The following is a 19,596-nucleotide window of genomic DNA, read 5'->3' as shown; positions in this document are numbered from 1 at the left end:
GATCGATGGCACTCGAGCAGACGCTCAACGAGACGCTCACCCGGGCCATCCGGGCCAGGGACACGAAGACCGCCAACGTGGTGCGGATGCTCAAGACCAGGATCCAGGAGCGCCGCACCGCCAAGGGGGCGTCGGGCGAGGTGGACGACGCCCTCGTGCTGGACGTCATCGGGGCCTATCGCAAGCAGCTGCAGAAGGCGCTGGCCGAGTTCGAGAAGGCGGGCGAGCGGGGGGCGGCCCAGGCCGCCGACCTGCGCTTCGAGATCGCGTTCTGCGAGGGCCATCTGCCGAAGACGATGGACGACGAGGCGGTCCGGGCGCTCGTGCGGGAGCGCATCGCGGCCCTCGGCGTGGGCGATCCCAGGCAGGCGGGGCGGCTGGTCGGCGACATCATGAAGACCCACAAGGGCCAGGTGGAGGCCGGCGACGTCAAGCGCATCGCCGACGAGCTGCTGAAAGGTTAGGGTCGGCGGAAGCGGGCGCGGGGATCGTTCTCGAGCGCATCGGCGATGCGCATCACATGGCGCGACTCCATCGGGGGGAGCGCGTCGGGCGCGAAGTAGCGGATCTCCAGCGACTCGTCGTCGTTGACCCGCGGCTCGCCCGCGCCCGGGCGGCACGCGAACGTGATGCTCAGGATCATCGCCTCGTCGCCGTTGCCGTAGCGCACCCGGAAGTCGGGCCCGCTGTAGACGCCCACGATCCGCTCCGGGACCACCTCGAGGGCGGTCTCCTCCCGGACTTCGCGCACCAGCGTCTCCGCGGGCTCCTCGCCCGGCTCCATGGCCCCTCCGGGCAGGCCCCATCGCCCGTCGTCGCTGCGCCGCTGCAGCAGCACCTCGCCGCGGTCGTTGACGATCACCGCGGCCACCCCGGGGGTGAGCAGGACGTCGTGGCCGATCCTGGCGCGAAGATTCTTGAGATATTCCGAGATCGGCACGGGGCGACTACCGTCGACGGCCCGCGCTACTGGCGGCGGTCCGCGTAGCGCCGCTCGACGTAGTCGTCGAGGATCTTCAGGAAGTCGGCGACGATGGTGTCGCCCTTCAGCGTCAGCTTGAGCGCGCCGTCCACGAATACCGGTGCCTTGGGCTCCTCGAACGTGCCGGGCAGGGAGATGCCGATGTCGGCGTGCTTGGATTCGCCCGGCCCGTTGACCACGCAGCCCATCACCGCGACCTTCAGCTCCTCCACGCCGGCGTAGCGCGTCTTCCACCGCGGCATCTGGTCGCGCAGGTAGGTCTGGATCTCCTCGGCCATCTCCTGGAAGAAGGTCGAGGTGGTGCGCCCGCAGCCGGGGCACGCGGTCACCAGGGGCAGGAAGCTGCGGAGCCCGAGCGACTGGAGAATCAGCTGCGCGACCTGCACCTCCTCGGTCCGGTCGCCGTTCGGCTTGGGCGTGAGCGAGACCCGGATGGTGTCGCCGATGCCCTCCTGCAGCAGGATCGCGAGGCCCGCGGTGCTCGCCACGATGCCCTTGGCCCCCATGCCGGCCTCGGTGAGCCCCAGGTGCAGCGGATGGTCCGAGCGCGGGGCGAGCTTGCGGTAGACGTCCACCAGGTCCTGCACCCCCGAGACCTTGGCGGACAGGATGATGCGATCGTGCGGGAGGCCGGTCTGCTCGGCCAGCTCCGCGGACTGGATCGCACTCTCCACCATCGCGTTCATGGTGACGTCCCGCGCGTCGAGCGGCTCGGCGCTCTTCGCGTTGGCGTCCATCATCTGGGTGAGCAGGTTCTGGTCGAGGCTGCCCCAGTTGACGCCGATGCGGACCGGTTTGCCGTTGTCGATGGCGACCTGCACGATCGCGCGGAAGTTGTCGTCGTGATGCCTCGCCGCTCCCACGTTGCCGGGATTGATGCGGTACTTGGCCAGGGCTCGCGCGCACTCCGGATACTTGGTCAGCAGCACGTGGCCGTTGTAGTGGAAGTCGCCGATCACCGGGACCGTGACCTGCCTGACGATCTCCGGGACCGCTCGCGCCGCCGCGTCGGTGTTGACGGTCACCCGCACCAGCTCGCTGCCCGCCGCGTGCAGCGCGTTGACCTGGGCCACCGTCGCCGCCACGTCGGCGGTGTCGGTGTTGGTCATGGACTGCACCACGATCGGACGGCGGCCGCCCACGGACACCCCGCCCACGTTGACCGCGACCGTCTTGCGTCGCTCCGGTGTGCTCATATCGCGAGGGTCATCATAGCACCCCCACCCCGGGAGTATGATGACGCCCATGTCCCCCTCGCACGACGGCCTCGTGTCGCGCGCGCTGGCCGCCTTCGAGGCGACGCCGGCCGCGCTTCAGGGCCTCGCCCGCGAGTTCACGGACCAGATGAGCCGGGGCCTGGCCGGCCGCGGCGGGTCTCTCAAGATGCTGCGCACATTTACGCGACAGCCCACCGGACGGGAGTCGGGGCGCGTCGTCGTGGTGGACTGGGGCGGCACCAAGGGGCGCGCCGCCGTCGTCGCGCTGTCCGGCGACGGCGCGGCCCGGGTTCTCAACGAGGACGTCTTCACGTTCACCGATGCGCAGAAGCGCGGGACGGCCGCGGCGGTGTTCGACGTCGTCGCGGCGGCCATCGGCCGCGTGGTGGACGCGCACCCGGCGGCCGAGTATCCGCTGGGCTTCGTCTATTCGTTTCCGGCCCGGCTCGAGGCGATCGACCGGGCCATCGCGCTCGCCCTGACCAAGGGCTGGCGGGTGATGGATCTCGAGGGCCAGGACGTGGCCGCCCTGCTGAGCGCGGCGCTGCGCCGCCGCGGGCTCGCGCGCGTGACGGTGGCCGCGGTGGCCAACGACACGGTGGCCACCCTGCTGCTGCAGACCTACCAGGCGCGCGGGGCCGATCCCGAGGCCCGACCCGCCGACGTCGGCCTGATCCTCGGGACCGGGACGAATCAGGCCGCGGATCTGGGGCCGGCGGGCATCCGGAATCTCGAGTCGGGCAACTTCGACGGGGTCGTCGCGATCGAGACCCGATACGACGCGGCGCTCGATCACGAGCTGACCGATCCGGAACCGGGAGCGCAGCGGCTGGAGAAGATGGCCTCGGGCCGCTATCTCGGCGAGCTGCTGCGCCGGGCGCTCGTCGACAGCGCCGCGGGGGGCCGGGCCTTTCGCGGGCTCGCGGGCTCCGCGTTCGCCACGCCGTTCGCGGTGGACAGCGTGCAGCTCTCGCGCATCGCCGCCGATCACACGCCCGGCCTGGACGGCGTCGACGCGGTCCTGCGTGAGCTGCGCGCCACCAGCACGCAAGAGGAACGAGCGGCGGTGCGCGATCTGTCGGCCGCGATCGTCCGGCGCGCGGCGCGCCTGGTGGGGGCCGCGCTGCTGGGCACCCTGCGCTTCATCGATCCCGCGCTCGCGGAAGGGCGTACCATCGCGGTGGACGGCAGTCTCTGGGGCGGCTACCCGGGCTTCGAGTCGCTCGTGCGCGATACGTTCGTCGAGCTGGTCGGCCGGGAGGCCGCGGAGCGGATCGAGATCGCCTTCGTGAAGGATTCGACCGGCACCGGCGCGGCGGTCATCGCGGCGGCGGCATCGGAAAGGAGTCAGGCATGCAGCTCGGGATGATCGGACTGGGACGCATGGGCGCCAACATGGTGCGTCGCGTGCGGAAGGCGGGCCACGACTGCGTGGTCTACGACGTGCACGCCGAGGCGGTGCAGGCCCTCGCCCGCGAGGGCGCGACCGGGACGGCCTCGCTCGCCGCCTTCGTGAAGGCGCTGGCGCGACCGCGGGCGATCTGGCTCATGGTGCCCGCCGCGGTGGTGGATGAGACGCTGCGCGCCTTGCTCCCGCTGCTCGAAGCCGACGACGTGGTCATCGACGGCGGCAACTCACACTATCACGACGACATCCGCCGCGCCGGCGAGCTCAAGCCTCGCGGGGTGCACTACGTGGACGTGGGGACGAGCGGCGGGGTGTGGGGCCTCGAGCGCGGGTTCTGTCTCATGATCGGAGGCGAGGCCGAGACGGTGAAGCGCCTCGACCCGATCTTGGCCGCGCTCGCCCCGGGGCTCGGCATCGCGCCGCGCACGCCGGGACGGGAGAAGCTCGGCGGCACCGCCGAGCAGGGGTATCTGCACTGCGGGCCGGCCGGAGCCGGCCACTTCGTCAAGATGGTGCACAACGGGATCGAGTACGGGCTGATGGCGGCCTACGCCGAGGGGCTCAACATCCTGCGCCACGCCAACGTCGGCGCGAAGGATCACACGGTGGATGCCGAGACGTCGCCCCTGCGGAACCCGGAGCACTACCGCTACGACTTCGACATCCGGGACGTGGCCGAGGTGTGGCGGCGCGGCAGCGTGGTCGCCTCGTGGCTGCTCGACCTCACCGCGAGCGCGCTCACCAAGAGCCCCGACCTCGGCGGGTTCTCCGGCCGCGTGTCCGATTCCGGCGAGGGCCGGTGGACGGTCCAGGCGGCCATCGACGAGAGCGTGCCGGCGCCGGTGCTGAGCACCGCGCTGTACGAGCGGTTCAGCTCGCGCGGAGAGGCGGAATTCGCGAGCCGCGTGCTCTCTGCGATGCGATTCGAGTTCGGCGGCCATCACGAGAAGCCGGCCCAGGAGGACCGGAAGAAGGCGTGAGCGGCAATGGCGATCGGTCGGACCGGCGAGGCCGCCGGGACCGGTCCTGGGAGATGAGCGCATGGCGATGTCGATCGAGCAGATCCGGAGTCTCGATGCCTACTGGCGAGCCGCCAACTATCTGACCGTCGGGCAGATCTACCTGCAGGAGAACCCACTGCTGCGCGAGCCCCTCAGGCCCGCGCACATCAAGCCTCGCCTGCTGGGTCACTGGGGGACGTCGCCCGGGCTCAGCCTCATCTACGCGCATCTGAACCGCCTGGTGAAGGATACCGACGCCGACGTCATCTATCTGGCCGGACCCGGACACGGCGGGCCGGCCATCGTGGCCAACGTCTACCTCGAGGGGACCTACTCGGAGATCTACCCGGACGTGTCGCGGGACCTCGCCGGGCTGCGCCGGCTCTGCCGGCAGTTCTCCTCGCCGGGCGGCATCCCGAGCCACGTGAGCGTGCCCACCCCGGGCTCGATCCACGAGGGCGGCGAGCTGGGCTACGTCCTGGTGCACGCCTTCGGCGCCGCCTTCGACAACCCGGGGCTGATCGTGGCCGCGGTGGTGGGCGACGGCGAGGCGGAGACCGGGCCGCTGGCCGGCAGCTGGACCGGCATCGACTTCCTGAATCCGGCGCGCGACGGCGCGGTGCTGCCGATCCTGCATCTCAACGGCTACAAGATCAGCGGGCCGACCCTCGACGGCCGCAGCCCGGCCGCCGACGTGGTCGGGCTGCTCCGCAGCCACGGCTACGAGCCGTACACCGTCGAGGGCGACGACCCCGAGCACGTGCACGCACGCTTCGCGGCGGTGCTCGACGAGTGCTACGCCCGCATCCGGGCCATCCAGGCCGACGCGCGCCGACCCGGAGCGCCCGCGCTCCGGTCGGCCCGGCCGCACTGGCCCGCGATCGTGCTGCGCACCCCGAAAGGCTGGACCGGCCCCAAGGTCGTCGACGGGCAGCGCGTCGAGGGCACCTTCCGCGCCCATCAGGTCCCGCTGCCGGAGGTGCGCGAGAAGCCCGCCCACCTGGCGATGCTGGAAGCCTGGATGCGCAGCTATCGGCCCGAGGAGCTGTTCGACGACGCGGGCCGGTTCCGGCCGGAGCTGGCCGCGCTGGCGCCGACGGGCGACCGGCGGCTCGGCGCGAATCCCCACGCCAACGGCGGCCGCCTGCTCCGTGACCTCGACCTTCCCGACTTCGCCGACTACGCGGTGCCGGTGCCGCAGCCGGCGCGCGAGCGTCACGAATCGACCCGCCAGCTCGGCCGGCTCATGCGCGACATCTTCCGGCGCAACGCGGGCGCCGCGAACTTCCGCCTGTTCTGCCCCGACGAGACCAACTCCAATCGCCTGGGCGACGTCTTCGAGGCCGAGAACCGCTGTCTGGTCCTGCCCTCGGGACCCGAGGACGATCACGTCGCGCCGGACGGCCGCGTGATGGAGGTGCTGAGCGAGCACTGCTGCCAGGGCTGGCTCGAAGGCTATCTGCTCACCGGGCGTCACGGGCTCTTCGCCAGCTACGAAGCCTTCGCGATGGTCTCGGCCTCGATGACCGTGCAGCACACCAAGTGGCTCCAGGAGGCGGACAAGCTCGCGTGGCGCCGGCCGGTGGCCTCGCTGAACATCCTGCTCAGCTCGACCGCGTGGCGCCAGGATCACAACGGCTTCAGCCACCAGGGGCCCGGCCTCATCGACGTGGTGCTGTCCAAGAAGGGCACGGTGTCGCGCATCTACCTGCCCCCCGACGCCAACTGCCTGCTCTCGGTGTCGGACCATTGCTTCCGCAGTCGCAACTGCGTGAACCTGATCGTGATCGACAAGCAGCCGCAGCTGCAGTGGCTCGACATGGCGGCGGCCCGGGCGCACTGCGCGCGCGGCGCCTCGGTGTGGCCGTGGGCTTCCCGCGAGAGCGACGGCGCGCCCGACGTGGTGATGGCCTCGGCGGGCGACATCCCCACGCTCGAGACGGTGGCCGCGGTCTGGCTCCTGCGTCATCACGCGTCCGGCCTCCGCGTGCGCATGGTCAACGTGGTGGACCTGATGACCCTGTTCGTCCCGCGGCTGCATCCGCACGGGTTGCCCGACTCCGCCTTCGTGGAGCTGTTCACCGAGCGCGCGCCGGTGATCTTCGCGTTCCACGGCTACCAGCGCGCGATCCACGAGCTGATTCACGGCCGGCCCGACGTCGAGCGCTTCCACGTGCGCGGCTTCAACGAGGAGGGGACCACCACCACGCCGTTCGACATGGTGGTGCGCAACGGAATGAGCCGGTACCATCTCTGCCTCGAGGCGCTCCGCCGCATGCCCGGCGGGGACGAGCGCTTCGCGGCGCTCGCCACGCACTGCCGGGCGATGCTGAGGCGCCATCCCGACTACATCCGCGAGCATCTGGAAGACATGCCCGAGGTGCGGGACTGGCGGTGGAGCGATCCGGAGTGACCGACGCCCCGGTGGTGCTCTGCCTCAACGCGGGCTCCTCGTCGCTGAAGTTCTCGGTCTATCGGGACGGCGACCGCGGTCTGGCCGAGGGCGCGGTCGAGGAGATCGGCCGCGAGGGCGCGCGCGCCTGGATCAAGCGAACCGGCGGCGCGCCCGAGCAGGTCTCCGGCCGCTTCGCCGATCACGGGGCGGCGGTGGCCGGCGTGTTCGATCTGCTCGCGCGGCATGCCCTGCCCGAGCCGGTGGCGGTCGGCCACCGGCTGGTCCACGGCGGCGAGGAGCACGCGGCGCCGGAGCGGGTGACGCCGGCGCTGCTGGCCGCGCTGCGTCGTCTGGTCCCGCTGGCCCCGCTGCACATGCCGAGCGGACTGGCCGGCGTCGAGGCGGTCGCCGCGAAGTATCCCACGGTGCCGCAGGTGGTCTGCTTCGACACCGCGTTCCACCGCGACCTGCCCGACGTGGCCCGCCGCCTGCCGCTGCCGTCGTCGCTCCCGCCGGTCGCGTTGAGGCGGTTCGGATTCCACGGGCTCTCCTACGAATACATCGTGTCGCGGCTCGACGCGGCCGCGGGCCGGACGGTGATCGCGCATCTCGGCAACGGCGCGAGCATGGCCGCGGTGCGCGACGGCCGCTCGGTGGACACGACCATGGGGCTCACTCCGGCGGGCGGCTTCATGATGGGCACCCGCACCGGCGACCTCGATCCCGGCGTGCTCACCTACCTGATGCGGGAAGCCGGCTACGATGCCGACCGGCTCGATCGGCTCGTCAACCGGGAGTCGGGCCTGCTGGGTGTCGGCGGCAGCGCGGACATGAAGACCTTGCTCGAGCGCCGCGACCGCGATCCACAGGCCGCGTTGGCGGTGGCCATGTTCTGCTACCAGGCCCGCCAGACGATCGGTGCGCTCGCGGCCGGGCTCGGCGGCCTCGACACGCTGGTCTTCACCGGCGGCATCGGGGAGCGGGCGGCGCCGGTGCGCGCGGCCATCTGCGAGGGGCTCGGCCATCTCGGGGTCAGGCTCGATCCCGCGCGAAACGCGGCGCACGGCGACCCGGTGAGCCCTCCGGAGAGCCGCTGTGCCGTCCGAGTAATCGATACCAACGAGGAGCTGATGATCGCCCGGCACTGCCGCGCGGTCCTGTTTCCGACGAGACTGGAGGCGACACGATGAGCGTTCCCGGCCCCGCGTGGTCGGCGCTGCAGAGGCACTATGAGAAGGTCCGTGACATCCACCTGCGATCGCTGTTCGCGGAGGACCCGTCGCGCGGCGAGCGGCTGACCGTCGAGGCGGCCGGCCTCTATCTCGACTACTCGAAGCACCGCGTCACCGACGAGACGCTGCGCCTGCTGCTCGACCTGGCGACGGAAGCCGGCCTGAGGCGGCGCATCGACGCCATGTTCGCCGGGGACAGGATCAACGTCACCGAGCGGCGCGCGGTGCTCCACGTGGCGCTGCGCGCGCCCCGGGGCCAGCGCATCACGGTGGACGGCGAGGACGTGGTCCCGGCGGTGCACGCGGTGCTGGACCGCATGGCCGACTTCTCCTCGCGGGTGCGGAGCGGGGCCTGGACCGGCTTCACCGGCAAGGCCATCCGCAACGTCATCAACATCGGGATCGGCGGCTCCGACCTGGGCCCGGCGATGGCCTACGAGGCGCTCCGCCCCTACAGCGATCGGCGGCTGACCCTGCGCTTCGTCTCCAACGTCGACGGCGCCGACTTCGTCGAGGCCACCCGCGATCTCGACCCGGCCGAGACCCTCTTCATCATCTCCTCCAAGACCTTCACCACCCTGGAGACGCTCACCAACGCGCACGCGGCCCGGGAGTGGTCCCTGCGCGCGCTCGGCGACGAGCGGGCGGTGGCGCGACATTTCGTGGCCGTGTCCACCAACGCGACCGAGGTGGAGAAGTTCGGCATCGACACCGCGAACATGTTCGAGTTCTGGGACTGGGTGGGCGGCCGCTACTCGGTGGATTCGGCCATCGGGCTCTCGCTCATGATCGCGATCGGGGCCGAGCACTTCCGGGCCATGCTCGCGGGCATGCACGAGATGGACGAGCACTTCCGCACCGCGCCCTTCGACCGGAACCTGCCGGTCCTGCTCGGGCTCATCGGCATCTGGTACGTGAACTTCTTCGGAGCCGAGACGCACGCGGTGCTGCCCTACAGCCACTATCTGGCTCGGCTGCCCTCCTATCTCCAGCAGCTCGACATGGAGTCGAACGGGAAGTCGGTGGACCTCGACGGCCATCGCGTGACCGTCGAGACCGGCCCGGTGATCTGGGGCACCGCGGGCACCAACGGTCAGCACGCCTACTACCAGCTGATCCACCAGGGCACGCGCCTCATCCCATGCGATTTCATCGGCATCGCCCGCCCGCCGACGCCCCTCGGGCACCATCAGGACCTGCTCACCGCGAACCTGTTCGCCCAGACCGAGGCGCTGGCCTTCGGCAAGACCGCGGCCGAGGTGGCCGCCGAGGGCGTGCCCGCGTTCCAGGTGCCGCACCGCACGTTCGAGGGCAACCGGCCGAGCAGCACCCTCCTGGCCGCCGAGCTGACGCCGGCCACGCTGGGACGCCTGATCGCCCTCTACGAGCACAAGGTCTTCGTGCAGGGCAGCATCTGGCGAATCGACTCGTTCGACCAGTGGGGCGTGGAGCTGGGCAAGGTTTTGGCCGGCCGCGTGGCGCCCGAGCTGGAGCGTCCGGACGCGCCGCGTCTGGGCCACGACAGCTCGACCAACGCGCTGATCCGCCGCTACCGACGGCTCCGCGACCGCGCGGTCTGAGGCCTCGTCGCCGCGGCGCGGGCCGGCGGTAGCTGGCTCGGTCCGGCCGGGTCGCGGCCGTGTGCTATGGTGGGCGTCGACGCCGGCATCGGTCGGACCGCTGTGCGAGAGTGGCGGAACTGGCAGACGCGCTGGACTTAGGATCCAGAGGGGCAACCCGTGGGGGTTCAACTCCCCCCTCTCGCACCATCGATGGCTGACGCCGCGACGCCGCCGGGGGTAGCCCGGCGGCGTCGGGCACAGCGGGAGCGGCCGGCGGGCTACTTGGCCTTCGCCGCCCAGTCGGCGTGATACTCGATGCCGAGCTGCTTCATCTCGCCCATCTTCTCGCCCCACTGGGCCTTCTGCTTGTCGCGCCCGCGCCGGTCGGTGATCTTGTCCCACTCCGCGGCGGCGGCGTCGAGGGCCTCCTTGGGCTGCTTGCGCTTGGCCAGGGCCTCGGTGATCTCGAAGGACAGCTTGCGCTGGTAGTCGTTGGCGCCCGGGATGATCGGGTCCGGCACCACGTGCGGGAAGGTCTTCTCGATGGCGGCCAGGTATTCGCTGGCGCCCGGGAAGGCCTGCTGGAACTTCTGGGAGCGGAAGTGCGAGATCCGCCAGGGATCCATGATCGTCTTGGGATCCATCACGATCTTGAGGCTCTGCTCCGGATTCGAGATGAACTCGAGGACCTTCATGGTCGCTTCCTTCTTCTGCGAGTAGATCGAGACGGCCATGCCGCGGCCGGGCGTGAGGGCGGGCCGGTGCACGATCTTGCCGTCGATCTCGGCGCCGGGGACGATGCCGAAGCCGGCCTTGCCGACGATCACCGACTCCGCCGCGTTACCGACCCGCTTGCCGGTGCTGGTCCACGAGTAGAGCATGGGCACGTCGCCCTTGACGAGCATCGTCTTGGGCTCTTCCGACTCGAAGAGCATGACGCCGGGGGGATAGTTCGGCATGGTCCGGACCATCTCCTCGAGCGCCCGGATCCCCGCCGGCGTGTTGACGAGTGGCTTCATCTCGGCGTCGAAGTACTGGCCGCCGTACGCGAAGAAGCGCTGCCGCCACCAGTAGTAGGAGTAGCCGCCGCCGCTCGGCTTGTAGGAGGCGCCAGCCCCGAAGAGCTTCTTGTCGCTGCCGTCCCAGCCCCAACCCTGGAAGAACTCCGACTGGTCGTCCCACTGCTTCCAGGTCTGCGGCGGGGCCAGCTCGTAGCCGTACTTGGCCTTGAACTTCTTCTTGTTCTCCGGGCGCTCGAAGGCGACCTTGTTCCAGAACAGCATGTGGACGTCGCCGTCATAGGGCATCGCCACGATCTTGCCGTTGTGCTTGAGGAAGAGCTTCTTGTAGACCTCCGGGATGTCCTCCATCGCGAAGTCGAGCCGGAGCTTGCTGATCCAGTTCTCGAGCGGCTCGAAGTGTCGGCCGTAGTCCGGCATGTTGGATCCGCCGAACATGATGAGGTCCCAGGGGCTCTTGCCCGAGTTGAACTCGAGCAGGGTCTTGGCCACGAACGCGTCGATCGGGATCACCTCGGTCTCGAGCTTGATGCCGAGCTTGTCGTAGAGGTCCTGCTCGACCAGGGAGAGCGAGTACTTGACGTACTCCGCGTTGACCACCGCGCGGACGGTCGTGCCTTCGTAGGGACGGGCGGCGCTCGCGCCCCGCGGGGCGAGCGGGCCGTGGGTCATGACCGCGAGCCCGAACAGTACCGCCGCCCCTACCGCCACTGCCCAGAAGCGTTTCATGGAAGGTCTCCTTTCAAGGCCGATCTCCTACCCCTTGGTGCCTCCCAGCGCCAGGCCCTTGACCAGGTAGCGCTGCAGCAGGAAGGCCACGACGAATGCGGGCAGAACGCCGAGCACGACCGAGGCCGAGGCCTCGCCGTAGAACATGTCGGTACCGCCGCTGGTGTACGAGGTGACCAGGACCATCATGGTCTTGGTCTCGATGCCGGTCAGCACCACCGCGAACAGGAACTCGTTCCAGGTGGCGATGAAGGCGAACAGCGCCACCACCGCCATCCCGGGCGCGATGATGGGGACGACCACCCGGATCAGGGCCTTGAGGCGCGAGCAGCCGTCGATGAGCGCGGCTTCCTCGATCTCGGCCGGGAAGTCGCGCAGGAAGCCCACCAGGAGCCACACCGCGAAGGGCACATAGACCACGGTGTAGATGATGATCAGGCCGAGGTAGCTGTTGGTGAGCCCGATCGTCTTGTACATGATGTAGACCGGGATGATCAGGGCGATGGCCGGCAGCATGCGGAGCACGAGCAGCACGCCGCTCAGGAAGCCACCGCCGAAGCGCCAGCGGGCGATGCTGTAGGCGGTGGGCAGGCTCACCGCGAGCGCCGCGAACATGCTGAGGGTGGACACGAGCAGGCTGTTGCCGAAGTACCGCAGGCCGCTCGCCTTGCTGAACAGCCGCCCGTAGTGGGCGAGCGACGGGTGCTCGGGAATCCACACCGGCGGGAAGGTGAAGTAGTCCTCGTTGCCCTTCAGGGAGGTGGTGAGGATCCAGAAGAAGGGGCCGAGGAAGAAGACCAGCGCCGCGGCGAGGCCGAGATAGGTCAGCCCGCTCGCGAGCCAGCGCTGGGCGCGGTACCAGGTGGTCCGACGCGCGCCAACGAGGGCGGTTTCCCGGACCGCCACGCTCATGCCGCGGCCCTCGCGTCGCGCGGGCGGGAGAGGCGCAGGAAGACCAGGGTGAGGGCGAGGACGATGAGGATGATGAGGTACGACAGGGCGGAGGCGTAGCTCATCCGGAAGTCGTTGAAGCCCACCAGATAGGTGTTGAACGCGAGCGTCTCGGTCGCGCCGCCCGGGCCGCCGAAGGTGAGCACGAAGATCAGGCCGAAGAGCTTGGTCAGGTCGATCATGCGGATCATCACCGCGACCGCGGCGGTGAACTTCAGCAGCGGCAGGGTGATGAACCAGAAGCTCTTCCAGGCGCTGGCCCCGTCGGCCCGCGCGGCCTCGTAGAGATCCTGGGGAATGGACTGCAGGCCCGCCAGCAGCACCAGCATCATGAACGGGGTGTTGTGCCAGACGTCGACCAGTACCACCGCCAGGATCGACCGGAACGGGGTCGAGAACCAGTCGAAGTAGACGTCGATGAGGCCGAGCTGCAGGCCCATGTTGTTGATGGCCCCGTACTTGACCCCGAACATCATCCGCCACGCCATGGCCGCCATGACCGGGGAGACCATGGGCGGAATCGCGAGCAGCGCGGTGATGATGGGACGGCCGCGGATCTTGCGATTGAGGAGGAGGGCCAGCCCGAGCCCCAGCAGCAGCTCCGCGACCAGCGCCGGCGCGATGATGACCGCGGTGTTCCACACCGAGGCCCAGAACCGACTGTCGCGGAAGAGGGCCTCGGTGTAGTTCTGGAGGCCGACGTACTCGTAGTCGGGCCCGATCGAGAGATCGAAGTTCTGCAGCGACAGGTAGAAGGCGTAGGCGAGCGGGAAGACGATGACCAGCCCGATGAGGACGAGCGATGGGGAAGCGAAGGCCAGCGGCTCCCAGTGCTTGCGCTTGACCGTCATCCCGGACACCTGCATGGGGCCGTCCTTTCGCTGGTCGCCGGAGGCTGCGCTCGCCGCGGGCCGTACGCGTCGTGGCGGGATTGTGCGGAGCCCGAGCGGCACTTGTCAAGGCGCGAATCGGCCCGGGAGTAGCCTCGGCGGCCGCGGGTAAGTGCTCGTATTCTTGACGCTGCTTGCCGATAGTGTAGGATGGGGCTCCGGCGCCGGAGCAGGATCAACCCCCCTGGCACTAGGATGACTCTCGCGGAGCGACCATGAAAGTCGACATCGAAGAGCTGGGCGCCTGCAAGCGACGGCTGCAGGTGGAGGAAGCGCCGGAGGTCGTGACCCGAGCGTGGGAGCAGGCGTTCGACCGGGTGCAGCGCGAGGCGCGGCTGCCCGGCTTCCGCAAGGGGAAGGTCCCGCGCAGCATGATCAAGCTCCACTTCGCGGACGACGTGCGGCAGGAAGTGGCGCGCCGGCTCATCCCGGACGTGTACCGCCAGGCCCTGGCCGAGACGCGCATCGAGCCGGTGGAGGAGCCCGATCTGCAGGAGGTCACCCTCGAGGAGAACACGACGCTGAAGTTCGCCGCGGTGGTCGAGGTCAAGCCGGCGATCACCCTCGGTGCCTATACCGGGCTCGCGGTCGAGCACGCGCCCAAGCCGTTCGCGGAGAGCGAGGTCGACGAGGCCCTGAGCGCGCTGCAGGAGCAGCACGCCGAGTACCGGGCGGTGGAGCGCGCGGCGGATCCGGGCGACCTCGCGATCATCGACTACACCCTCACTCCCGAGGGCATGGAGCCGCGCGCGGAGAGCGACTACGGCTTCGTGATCGGCAGCGGCAGCGTGCTGCCCGAGATGGAAGAGGCGGTGATCGGATTGACCGCGGGCGGCTCGCGCCAGACCCGGGTGCGCTTCGGCGACGACCACCGGAACGAGACGTTGCGCGGCAAGGCGGCCGACGCCACCGTGACCGTCAAGGAAGTGAAGGAGAAGGTCCTCCCCGCGCTGGACGACGACTTCGCCAAGAGCGTGGGCGGCTCCTTCGAGACCCTGGACGCGCTGAAGGAAGAGGTACGCAAGGGGTTGCAGGCTCGACGTGATGCGGAAAACCGCCACGCGCTCGAGGCCGCGGTGCTCGACGCGGTGCTCGCCAACCACGCCTTCGAGGTGCCGGAGGCGCTGGTGCTGCGCCAGGTCGGCCACCAGATCGAGCACGCCCGCGAGCACATGCGCCGCCAGGGCGTGGATCCGGATCGGGTGCCGTGGGACTACAAGAAGCTGCTCGAGGACCTGCGGCCGGGCGCGGAGAAGGCGGTCAAGCGCGCGCTCCTGCTCGAGGCCATCGCGGAGAAGGAAGCGCTCCAGGCCGGCGACGCCGACGTGGACGCCGAGGTGGACCGCCTGGCCCAGGCCAGCCAGCGCCCGGCGCCGGCGGTGCGACGCATGCTCGAGCAGAGCGGGGACCTGCAAGGGATTCGCCACACGCTTGACGAACGGAAAACCGTCGATTTCCTCATCGAAAAGAATCAGGCAAACCCCGCCTGAGGTACACTACGAGCATGGCCAGGAGGCGCCCGATGGGATTGGTCCCGATGGTGGTGGAGCAGACCCCGCGCGGCGAGCGCGCGTTCGATATTTTCTCGCGGCTCCTCAAGGAGCGCATCATCTTCCTCCCCACCTACATCGAGGACGAGATCGCCAATCTGGTCATCGCGCAGATGCTGTTCCTGGAGGCCGAGGACCCGGACAAGGACATCCACCTCTATATCAACTCGCCGGGGGGCTCGGTCACCGCGGGCATGGCCATCTACGACACCATGCAGTACGTGAAGCCGGCCATCTCGACGATCTGCATGGGCCAGGCCGCCTCGATGGGCGCGCTGCTGCTGTGCGCGGGCACCAAGGGCAAGCGCTTCGCGCTGCCGCACGCGCGCATCATGATCCACCAGCCGCTCGGCGGCGTGCAGGGCCAGGCCACCGACATCGACATCCAGGCCAAGGAGATTCTCCGGATGCGCGAGGAGCTGAACCGCATCCTGGTGCACCACACCGGGCAGGCGATGGACAAGATCCAGCGCGACACCGACCGCGATTTCTTCATGACCGCGGAGCAGGCCAAGGAGTACCGGATCGTGGACGAGGTCATCTCCTCCAAGCCGACCACCCGGCCCGTGGCCGAAGTGGTCGTCACGCCGAAGTAGAGGACTCCGCCGATGGCCCGCACCCGCGAAGGCGGCGGCGCGCTGAAGTGCTCGTTCTGCGGCAAGAGTCAGAACGACGTCCGCAAGCTCATCGCGGGCCCCACCGTCTACATCTGCGACGAGTGCATCGAGCTCTGCAACGACATCATCGCGGAGGAGTGGGAAGAGGAGAAGAGTCGGGAGCTCCGGAGCCTTCCCAAGCCGGCCGAGATCAAGAACGTGCTCGATCAGTACGTGGTCGGGCAAGAGCGGGCCAAGAAGATCCTCGCGGTCGCGGTCCACAACCACTACAAGCGCATCGAGGCCGGCTCCGAGGCGGGTGACGTGGAGCTGCAGAAGGCCAACATCCTCCTGATCGGCCCCACCGGCTCCGGCAAGACCCTCCTGGCCCAGACCCTCGCCAAGATGCTGCACGTGCCGTTCACCATCGCGGACGCGACGACTCTGACCGAGGCCGGCTACGTCGGCGAGGACGTCGAGAATATTATTCTGCGTCTCCTGCAAGCGGCCGACTATGATGTCGAGCGCGCCCAGCGCGGGATCGTCTACATCGACGAGATCGACAAGATCGCGCGCAAGTCGGAAAACCCCTCCATCACTCGGGACGTCTCGGGCGAGGGCGTGCAGCAGGCCCTGTTGAAGATTCTCGAGGGCACGGTGGCCAACGTGCCGCCGCAGGGCGGCCGCAAGCACCCGCACCAGGAGTTCATCCAGGTCGACACCACCAACGTGCTGTTCATCTGCGGCGGCGCATTCGTGGGGATCGAGAAGCTGGTGGAGGGGCGGGTGGGCAAGACCGGGATCGGCTTCGGAGCCGAGATCAAGAGCCGGGAGGAGCGCCGCGTCGGCGACCTGCTCGCGCTCATCCAGCCCGAGGACCTGCTCAAGTACGGGCTCATCCCCGAGTTCGTGGGCCGGCTGCCGGTGGTCGCGACCCTGCACGATCTGGACGAGGCGGCGCTGGTGCGCATCCTGCGCGAGCCGAAGAACGCGATCATCAAGCAGTACCAGAAGTACTTCGAGCTGGAGAAGGTGCGGCTGAAGTTCACCGACGACGCGGTGGCCGCGGTCGCCCGCGAGGCCATGAAGCGCGGCACCGGCGCCCGGGGCCTGCGCGCGGTGCTGGAGGAGGTCATGCTCGAGGTGATGTACGAGCTGCCCTCGTTGCCCGGCCTCAAGGAGTGCATCATCACCCGGGAAGTCATCCTCAACAAGGACCGCCCCATCCTGATCTCCGAGCAGAAAGAGCAATCCGCCTAGCTCGTCGCCCTCTCCCCCTCACCCCGACCCTCTCCCCATCGGGGAGAGGGCAGGGTGAGGGAGAGGGCAGGGTGAGGGGGCCATCCGATCGATGCCCGGCACCCTCTACGTCGTCGCCACCCCGCTCGGCAATCTCGAAGACGTCACGCTGCGCGCGCTCCGCGTCCTGAAGGAGGTCGCGGTCATCGCGTGCGAGGATACCCGGCGCACCCGGATCCTCCTCTCCCGCTTCGGCATCCACGTCCCGGTCACCAGCTACTTCGAGCACAACAAGCTGCGCAAGGGCGCCCGCCTGATCGAGACGCTCGAGCACGGGCAGTCGGTCGCGCTCGTGACCGACGCAGGCACGCCCGGCATCTCGGATCCGGGCTTCCTGCTGGTGAAGCAGGCCCGCGAGGCCGGCGTCCCGGTGGTGCCGGTGCCCGGGCCCTCCGCGGTGGTGACCGCGCTCTCGGCGGCCGGGGTGCCCGCCGACCGCTTCGTGTTCGACGGGTTCCTGCCCGTGAAGCCGGGCCGGCGGGTGCATCGGCTGGAAGGGTTGCGGGATCTGGAGATGACGGTGGTGTGCTACGAGTCGCCCCACCGCATCCTGGCCGCGCTCGACGCGATCGCGCAGGTATTCGGCGAGCGAGAGATCGTGGTGGCCCGGGAGCTGACCAAGCAGTTCGAGGAGATCGTCCGCGGGCCCGCCGCCACCTTGAAGGCGCGCTTCGAGGCGGGGCCGGTCCGCGGCGAGTTCACCCTGATCATTCCCGCGTAGCCGCTGCCGGGCGGTGGTAGCATCGGCCCATGCCGCGCCTGCGGGTCGCCGTGCTCGTCGCGCTCATCACCGTCTCGGCCATCGGGGCGGCCGGGCGGCCGGCCGGCGCCGAGTGGTTCGCCGACCTGTTCGCGGGCGTCGCCATGACCCAGAGCGCCGATCTCCGGCTCAACGACAAGGCCATCGGGCCCGGCCGCTTCGAGGACGTGGAGTTCGACAACGCCCTGGCCTGGGGCGGCCGCTTCGGCCGGTTCTTCGACGCGCTGCCGTTCCTGGGCGTGGGCGTCGACTACTTCCACTTCACGCCGTACCTCGGCCCTCAGTCGGCCCGCTTCAGCGGGTGCATCTTCCCGGACGGGTGCGGCAACTCGGGCAAGGGCGGGCCCGGCTCGTTCGACATCACCGTCAACTCGATCTCGGTCGACCTGATGCTGCGCCTGCCGCTGCTCAAGTCGGCCGAGGCGCCCCAGGGACGGGTGCAGCCCTACCTGACGGTCGGCCCCCCGCTCTTCATCACGAGCATCACCCCGCGTAACACGCAGTCCTTCAAGAACCAGGACGGTGACACCGACTTCTCGTTCGGGCTCAAGGCGGGCGGGGGCGTCGCGGTGCAGATCTTCAAGAACCTGATGCTGTTCGGGGAATACCGCTTCACCCATGTCTCGCCGGACGTCGAGTTGCGCGACGCGAATCTGAGCCGGGTGAGGCTCGGCACCGACCTCGACACCCACTCCGCTCTCGTCGGCCTGTCCGTTCGCTGGTAGCACCCCCGCGGGAGGTTCTTCCCGGCCGGACCCCGCGTCTTCCCGTATACTAGGGGGCCATGTTGATTCCCAAGGCGCTCACCATCGCCGGCTCCGATTCCGGCGGGGGGGCGGGTATCCAGGCGGATCTCAAGACGTTCTCGGCGTTCCGGGTGTTCGGCATGTCGGTCATCACCGCGGTGACCGCGCAGAACTCGGTCGGAGTCCAGGGAGTGGAGAACCTGCCGCCGGCCTTCGTGGCGCGGCAGCTGCGCTCGGTCCTGGAGGACTTCGGGACCGACGCGGCCAAGTGCGGGATGCTCTCGACCGCCCCGATCATCGACGCGGTCGCGGCGGTGCTGGGCGAGCGCCCGATCGAGAAGCTGGTGATCGATCCGGTGATGGTGGCCAAGTCGGGCGACCCCCTGCTGCAGCCCGACGCCCGCGCGGCCCTCGCCGACCACATCCTCCCGCTGGCCCTGCTGGTCACGCCGAACCTGCCGGAGGCGGAGGTGCTGGCCGGCATGCGGGTGGCCGAGCCGGAGGAGATGGAGGAGGCGGCGCGGCGCATCCACGGGATGGGGCCGCGGTACGTGCTGATCAAGGGCGGGCATCTCAAGGGCGACGCCACCGACCTCTTGTGGAACGGGCGCGAGTTCACCCGCTTCACCGCGGCCCGGGTCGACTCCACGAACACTCACGGCACCGGGTGTACCTTCTCGGCCGCGATCACCGCCGGGCTGGCCCGCGGCCAGGCCCTGGGCGACTCCATCCGCTCCGCGAAGGCCTACGTGACCCGCGCCATCCGCGAGGGCTTCAAGGGCGGCCGCGGGGTGGGCCAGCTCCGGCACTTCATCCCCGACTGGTGATGAGCGACTCCGAGCCGATCGCCTCCGACGTGCCGACGCCCGACGAGGCGGGCAAGATGTCGTTCTTCGAGCACCTGACGGAGCTGCGCACCCGGATCATCTGGAGCCTCGTCCCCGCCGCGGTCGGTCTCGGCATCGCGCTCTACTTCACCAACAACGTGATGCGGTTCCTCTCGAGCCATCTCAAGGCCGAGCTGGTCTTCACCACCCCGACCGAGGCGTTCTGGACCTACATGAAGGTCGCGATGATCATGGGCGTCTTCATCGCGATGCCGATCATCCTGTGGAACGTGTGGGCGTTCGTGGCCCCCGGCCTGCACAAGCACGAGCGGAAGTACGCGGCGCCCTTCGTCATCGTGGGCTCGCTCCTCTTCCTGGCCGGCGGGGCCTTCGCGATGTTCGTGATCGTCCCGTTCGCGGTGAACTTCCTGG

The 19,596-nt window shown here is 69.5% G+C and carries 18 protein-coding genes and 1 tRNA gene; 14 read left to right on the top strand and 5 right to left on the bottom strand.

Going from position 1 to position 19,596, the window contains the following annotated elements:
• Positions 1 to 5 precede the first annotated feature (5 nt).
• Positions 6 to 464, top strand: coding sequence for a GatB/YqeY domain-containing protein (locus VKN16_19310; GenBank protein ID HME96358.1), 459 nt, complete (start codon positions 6 to 8; stop codon positions 462 to 464).
• Here the strand turns inward: VKN16_19310 and VKN16_19305 are convergent.
• Together VKN16_19305 and ispG are read right to left on the bottom strand one after the other, a co-directional pair.
• Positions 461 to 940 (bottom strand): NUDIX domain-containing protein, encoded by a 480-nt coding sequence (locus VKN16_19305; protein ID HME96357.1) that lies wholly within the window; start codon positions 938 to 940, stop codon positions 461 to 463. The two genes, VKN16_19310 and VKN16_19305, sit on opposite strands and share 4 nt — an antisense overlap.
• A 26-nt stretch (positions 941 to 966) precedes the next feature.
• Positions 967 to 2,178, bottom strand: a complete 1,212-nt coding sequence (gene ispG, locus VKN16_19300; GenBank protein ID HME96356.1) for a flavodoxin-dependent (E)-4-hydroxy-3-methylbut-2-enyl-diphosphate synthase — start codon at positions 2,176 to 2,178, stop codon at positions 967 to 969.
• Between the two features lie 49 nt (positions 2,179 to 2,227).
• Between ispG and VKN16_19295 the strand changes: the two genes are divergently transcribed.
• From VKN16_19295 to VKN16_19270, 6 genes are all read left to right on the top strand, one after another.
• Entirely contained in the window at positions 2,228 to 3,568 is a 1,341-nt protein-coding gene (locus VKN16_19295; protein ID HME96355.1) for a hypothetical protein, read from the top strand.
• The gene (gene gnd, locus VKN16_19290) at positions 3,553 to 4,587 is read left to right on the top strand and encodes a decarboxylating 6-phosphogluconate dehydrogenase (GenBank protein HME96354.1); all 1,035 of its coding nucleotides are present in this window, start codon (positions 3,553 to 3,555) and stop codon (positions 4,585 to 4,587) included. Before VKN16_19295 ends, gnd begins: the two co-directional genes overlap by 16 nt.
• 61 nt (positions 4,588 to 4,648) lie before the next feature.
• On the top strand, positions 4,649 to 7,021 hold the full coding sequence (locus VKN16_19285; protein ID HME96353.1) for a phosphoketolase family protein: 2,373 nt from the start codon (positions 4,649 to 4,651) through the stop codon (positions 7,019 to 7,021).
• Entirely contained in the window at positions 7,018 to 8,193 is a 1,176-nt protein-coding gene (locus tag VKN16_19280; GenBank protein ID HME96352.1) for an acetate/propionate family kinase, read from the top strand. The genes VKN16_19285 and VKN16_19280 overlap by 4 nt, the downstream gene beginning before the upstream one ends.
• Positions 8,190 to 9,815: a glucose-6-phosphate isomerase gene (pgi, locus tag VKN16_19275; GenBank protein HME96351.1), complete on the top strand. Its 1,626-nt coding sequence runs from the start codon at positions 8,190 to 8,192 to the stop codon at positions 9,813 to 9,815. The genes VKN16_19280 and pgi overlap by 4 nt, the downstream gene beginning before the upstream one ends.
• Positions 9,816 to 9,919: 104 nt before the next feature.
• Positions 9,920 to 10,004: transfer RNA gene (locus tag VKN16_19270), tRNA-Leu, on the top strand.
• A 71-nt stretch (positions 10,005 to 10,075) separates the two neighbouring features.
• Here the strand turns inward: VKN16_19270 and VKN16_19265 are convergent.
• The 3 genes from VKN16_19265 to VKN16_19255 are packed head-to-tail and all read right to left on the bottom strand — an operon-like array spanning position 10,076 to position 13,362.
• Positions 10,076 to 11,545: an extracellular solute-binding protein gene (locus tag VKN16_19265; protein HME96350.1), complete on the bottom strand. Its 1,470-nt coding sequence runs from the start codon at positions 11,543 to 11,545 to the stop codon at positions 10,076 to 10,078.
• A gap of 27 nt (positions 11,546 to 11,572) precedes the next feature.
• Positions 11,573 to 12,457: a carbohydrate ABC transporter permease gene (locus VKN16_19260; protein HME96349.1), complete on the bottom strand. Its 885-nt coding sequence runs from the start codon at positions 12,455 to 12,457 to the stop codon at positions 11,573 to 11,575.
• Positions 12,454 to 13,362, bottom strand: a complete 909-nt coding sequence (locus VKN16_19255; protein HME96348.1) for a sugar ABC transporter permease — start codon at positions 13,360 to 13,362, stop codon at positions 12,454 to 12,456. Before VKN16_19255 ends, VKN16_19260 begins: the two co-directional genes overlap by 4 nt.
• Before the next feature lie 239 nt (positions 13,363 to 13,601).
• On the opposite strand from VKN16_19255, the gene tig reads away from it, so the two are divergent.
• The 7 genes from tig to VKN16_19220 form a co-directional block, all read left to right on the top strand.
• Positions 13,602 to 14,876: a trigger factor gene (tig, locus tag VKN16_19250; protein HME96347.1), complete on the top strand. Its 1,275-nt coding sequence runs from the start codon at positions 13,602 to 13,604 to the stop codon at positions 14,874 to 14,876.
• Between the two features lie 32 nt (positions 14,877 to 14,908).
• Positions 14,909 to 15,532 (top strand): ATP-dependent Clp endopeptidase proteolytic subunit ClpP, encoded by a 624-nt coding sequence (gene clpP / locus VKN16_19245; protein ID HME96346.1) that lies wholly within the window; start codon positions 14,909 to 14,911, stop codon positions 15,530 to 15,532.
• Between the two features lie 12 nt (positions 15,533 to 15,544).
• A complete protein-coding gene (gene clpX, locus VKN16_19240) occupies positions 15,545 to 16,792 on the top strand; it encodes an ATP-dependent Clp protease ATP-binding subunit ClpX (GenBank protein HME96345.1) in 1,248 nt (415 codons plus the stop codon).
• 91 nt (positions 16,793 to 16,883) lie between these two features.
• Complete coding sequence (gene rsmI, locus VKN16_19235) at positions 16,884 to 17,552, top strand: 16S rRNA (cytidine(1402)-2'-O)-methyltransferase (protein HME96344.1); 669 nt, start codon at positions 16,884 to 16,886, stop codon at positions 17,550 to 17,552.
• A gap of 29 nt (positions 17,553 to 17,581) precedes the next feature.
• Entirely contained in the window at positions 17,582 to 18,316 is a 735-nt protein-coding gene (locus VKN16_19230; GenBank protein HME96343.1) for an outer membrane beta-barrel protein, read from the top strand.
• A 59-nt stretch (positions 18,317 to 18,375) separates the two neighbouring features.
• Complete coding sequence (gene thiD / locus VKN16_19225; protein ID HME96342.1) at positions 18,376 to 19,164, top strand: bifunctional hydroxymethylpyrimidine kinase/phosphomethylpyrimidine kinase; 789 nt, start codon at positions 18,376 to 18,378, stop codon at positions 19,162 to 19,164.
• Positions 19,164 to 19,596 (top strand): twin-arginine translocase subunit TatC (locus VKN16_19220; protein ID HME96341.1); only part of this gene is annotated, 433 nt, incomplete at its 3' end. The genes thiD and VKN16_19220, both read left to right, overlap by 1 nt.

The sequence above is a fragment of the Candidatus Methylomirabilota bacterium genome (assembly GCA_035315345.1).
Classification (GTDB): domain Bacteria; phylum Methylomirabilota; class Methylomirabilia; order Rokubacteriales; family CSP1-6; genus CAMLFJ01.
This window is presented reverse-complemented; position numbering and strand designations above follow the sequence as displayed.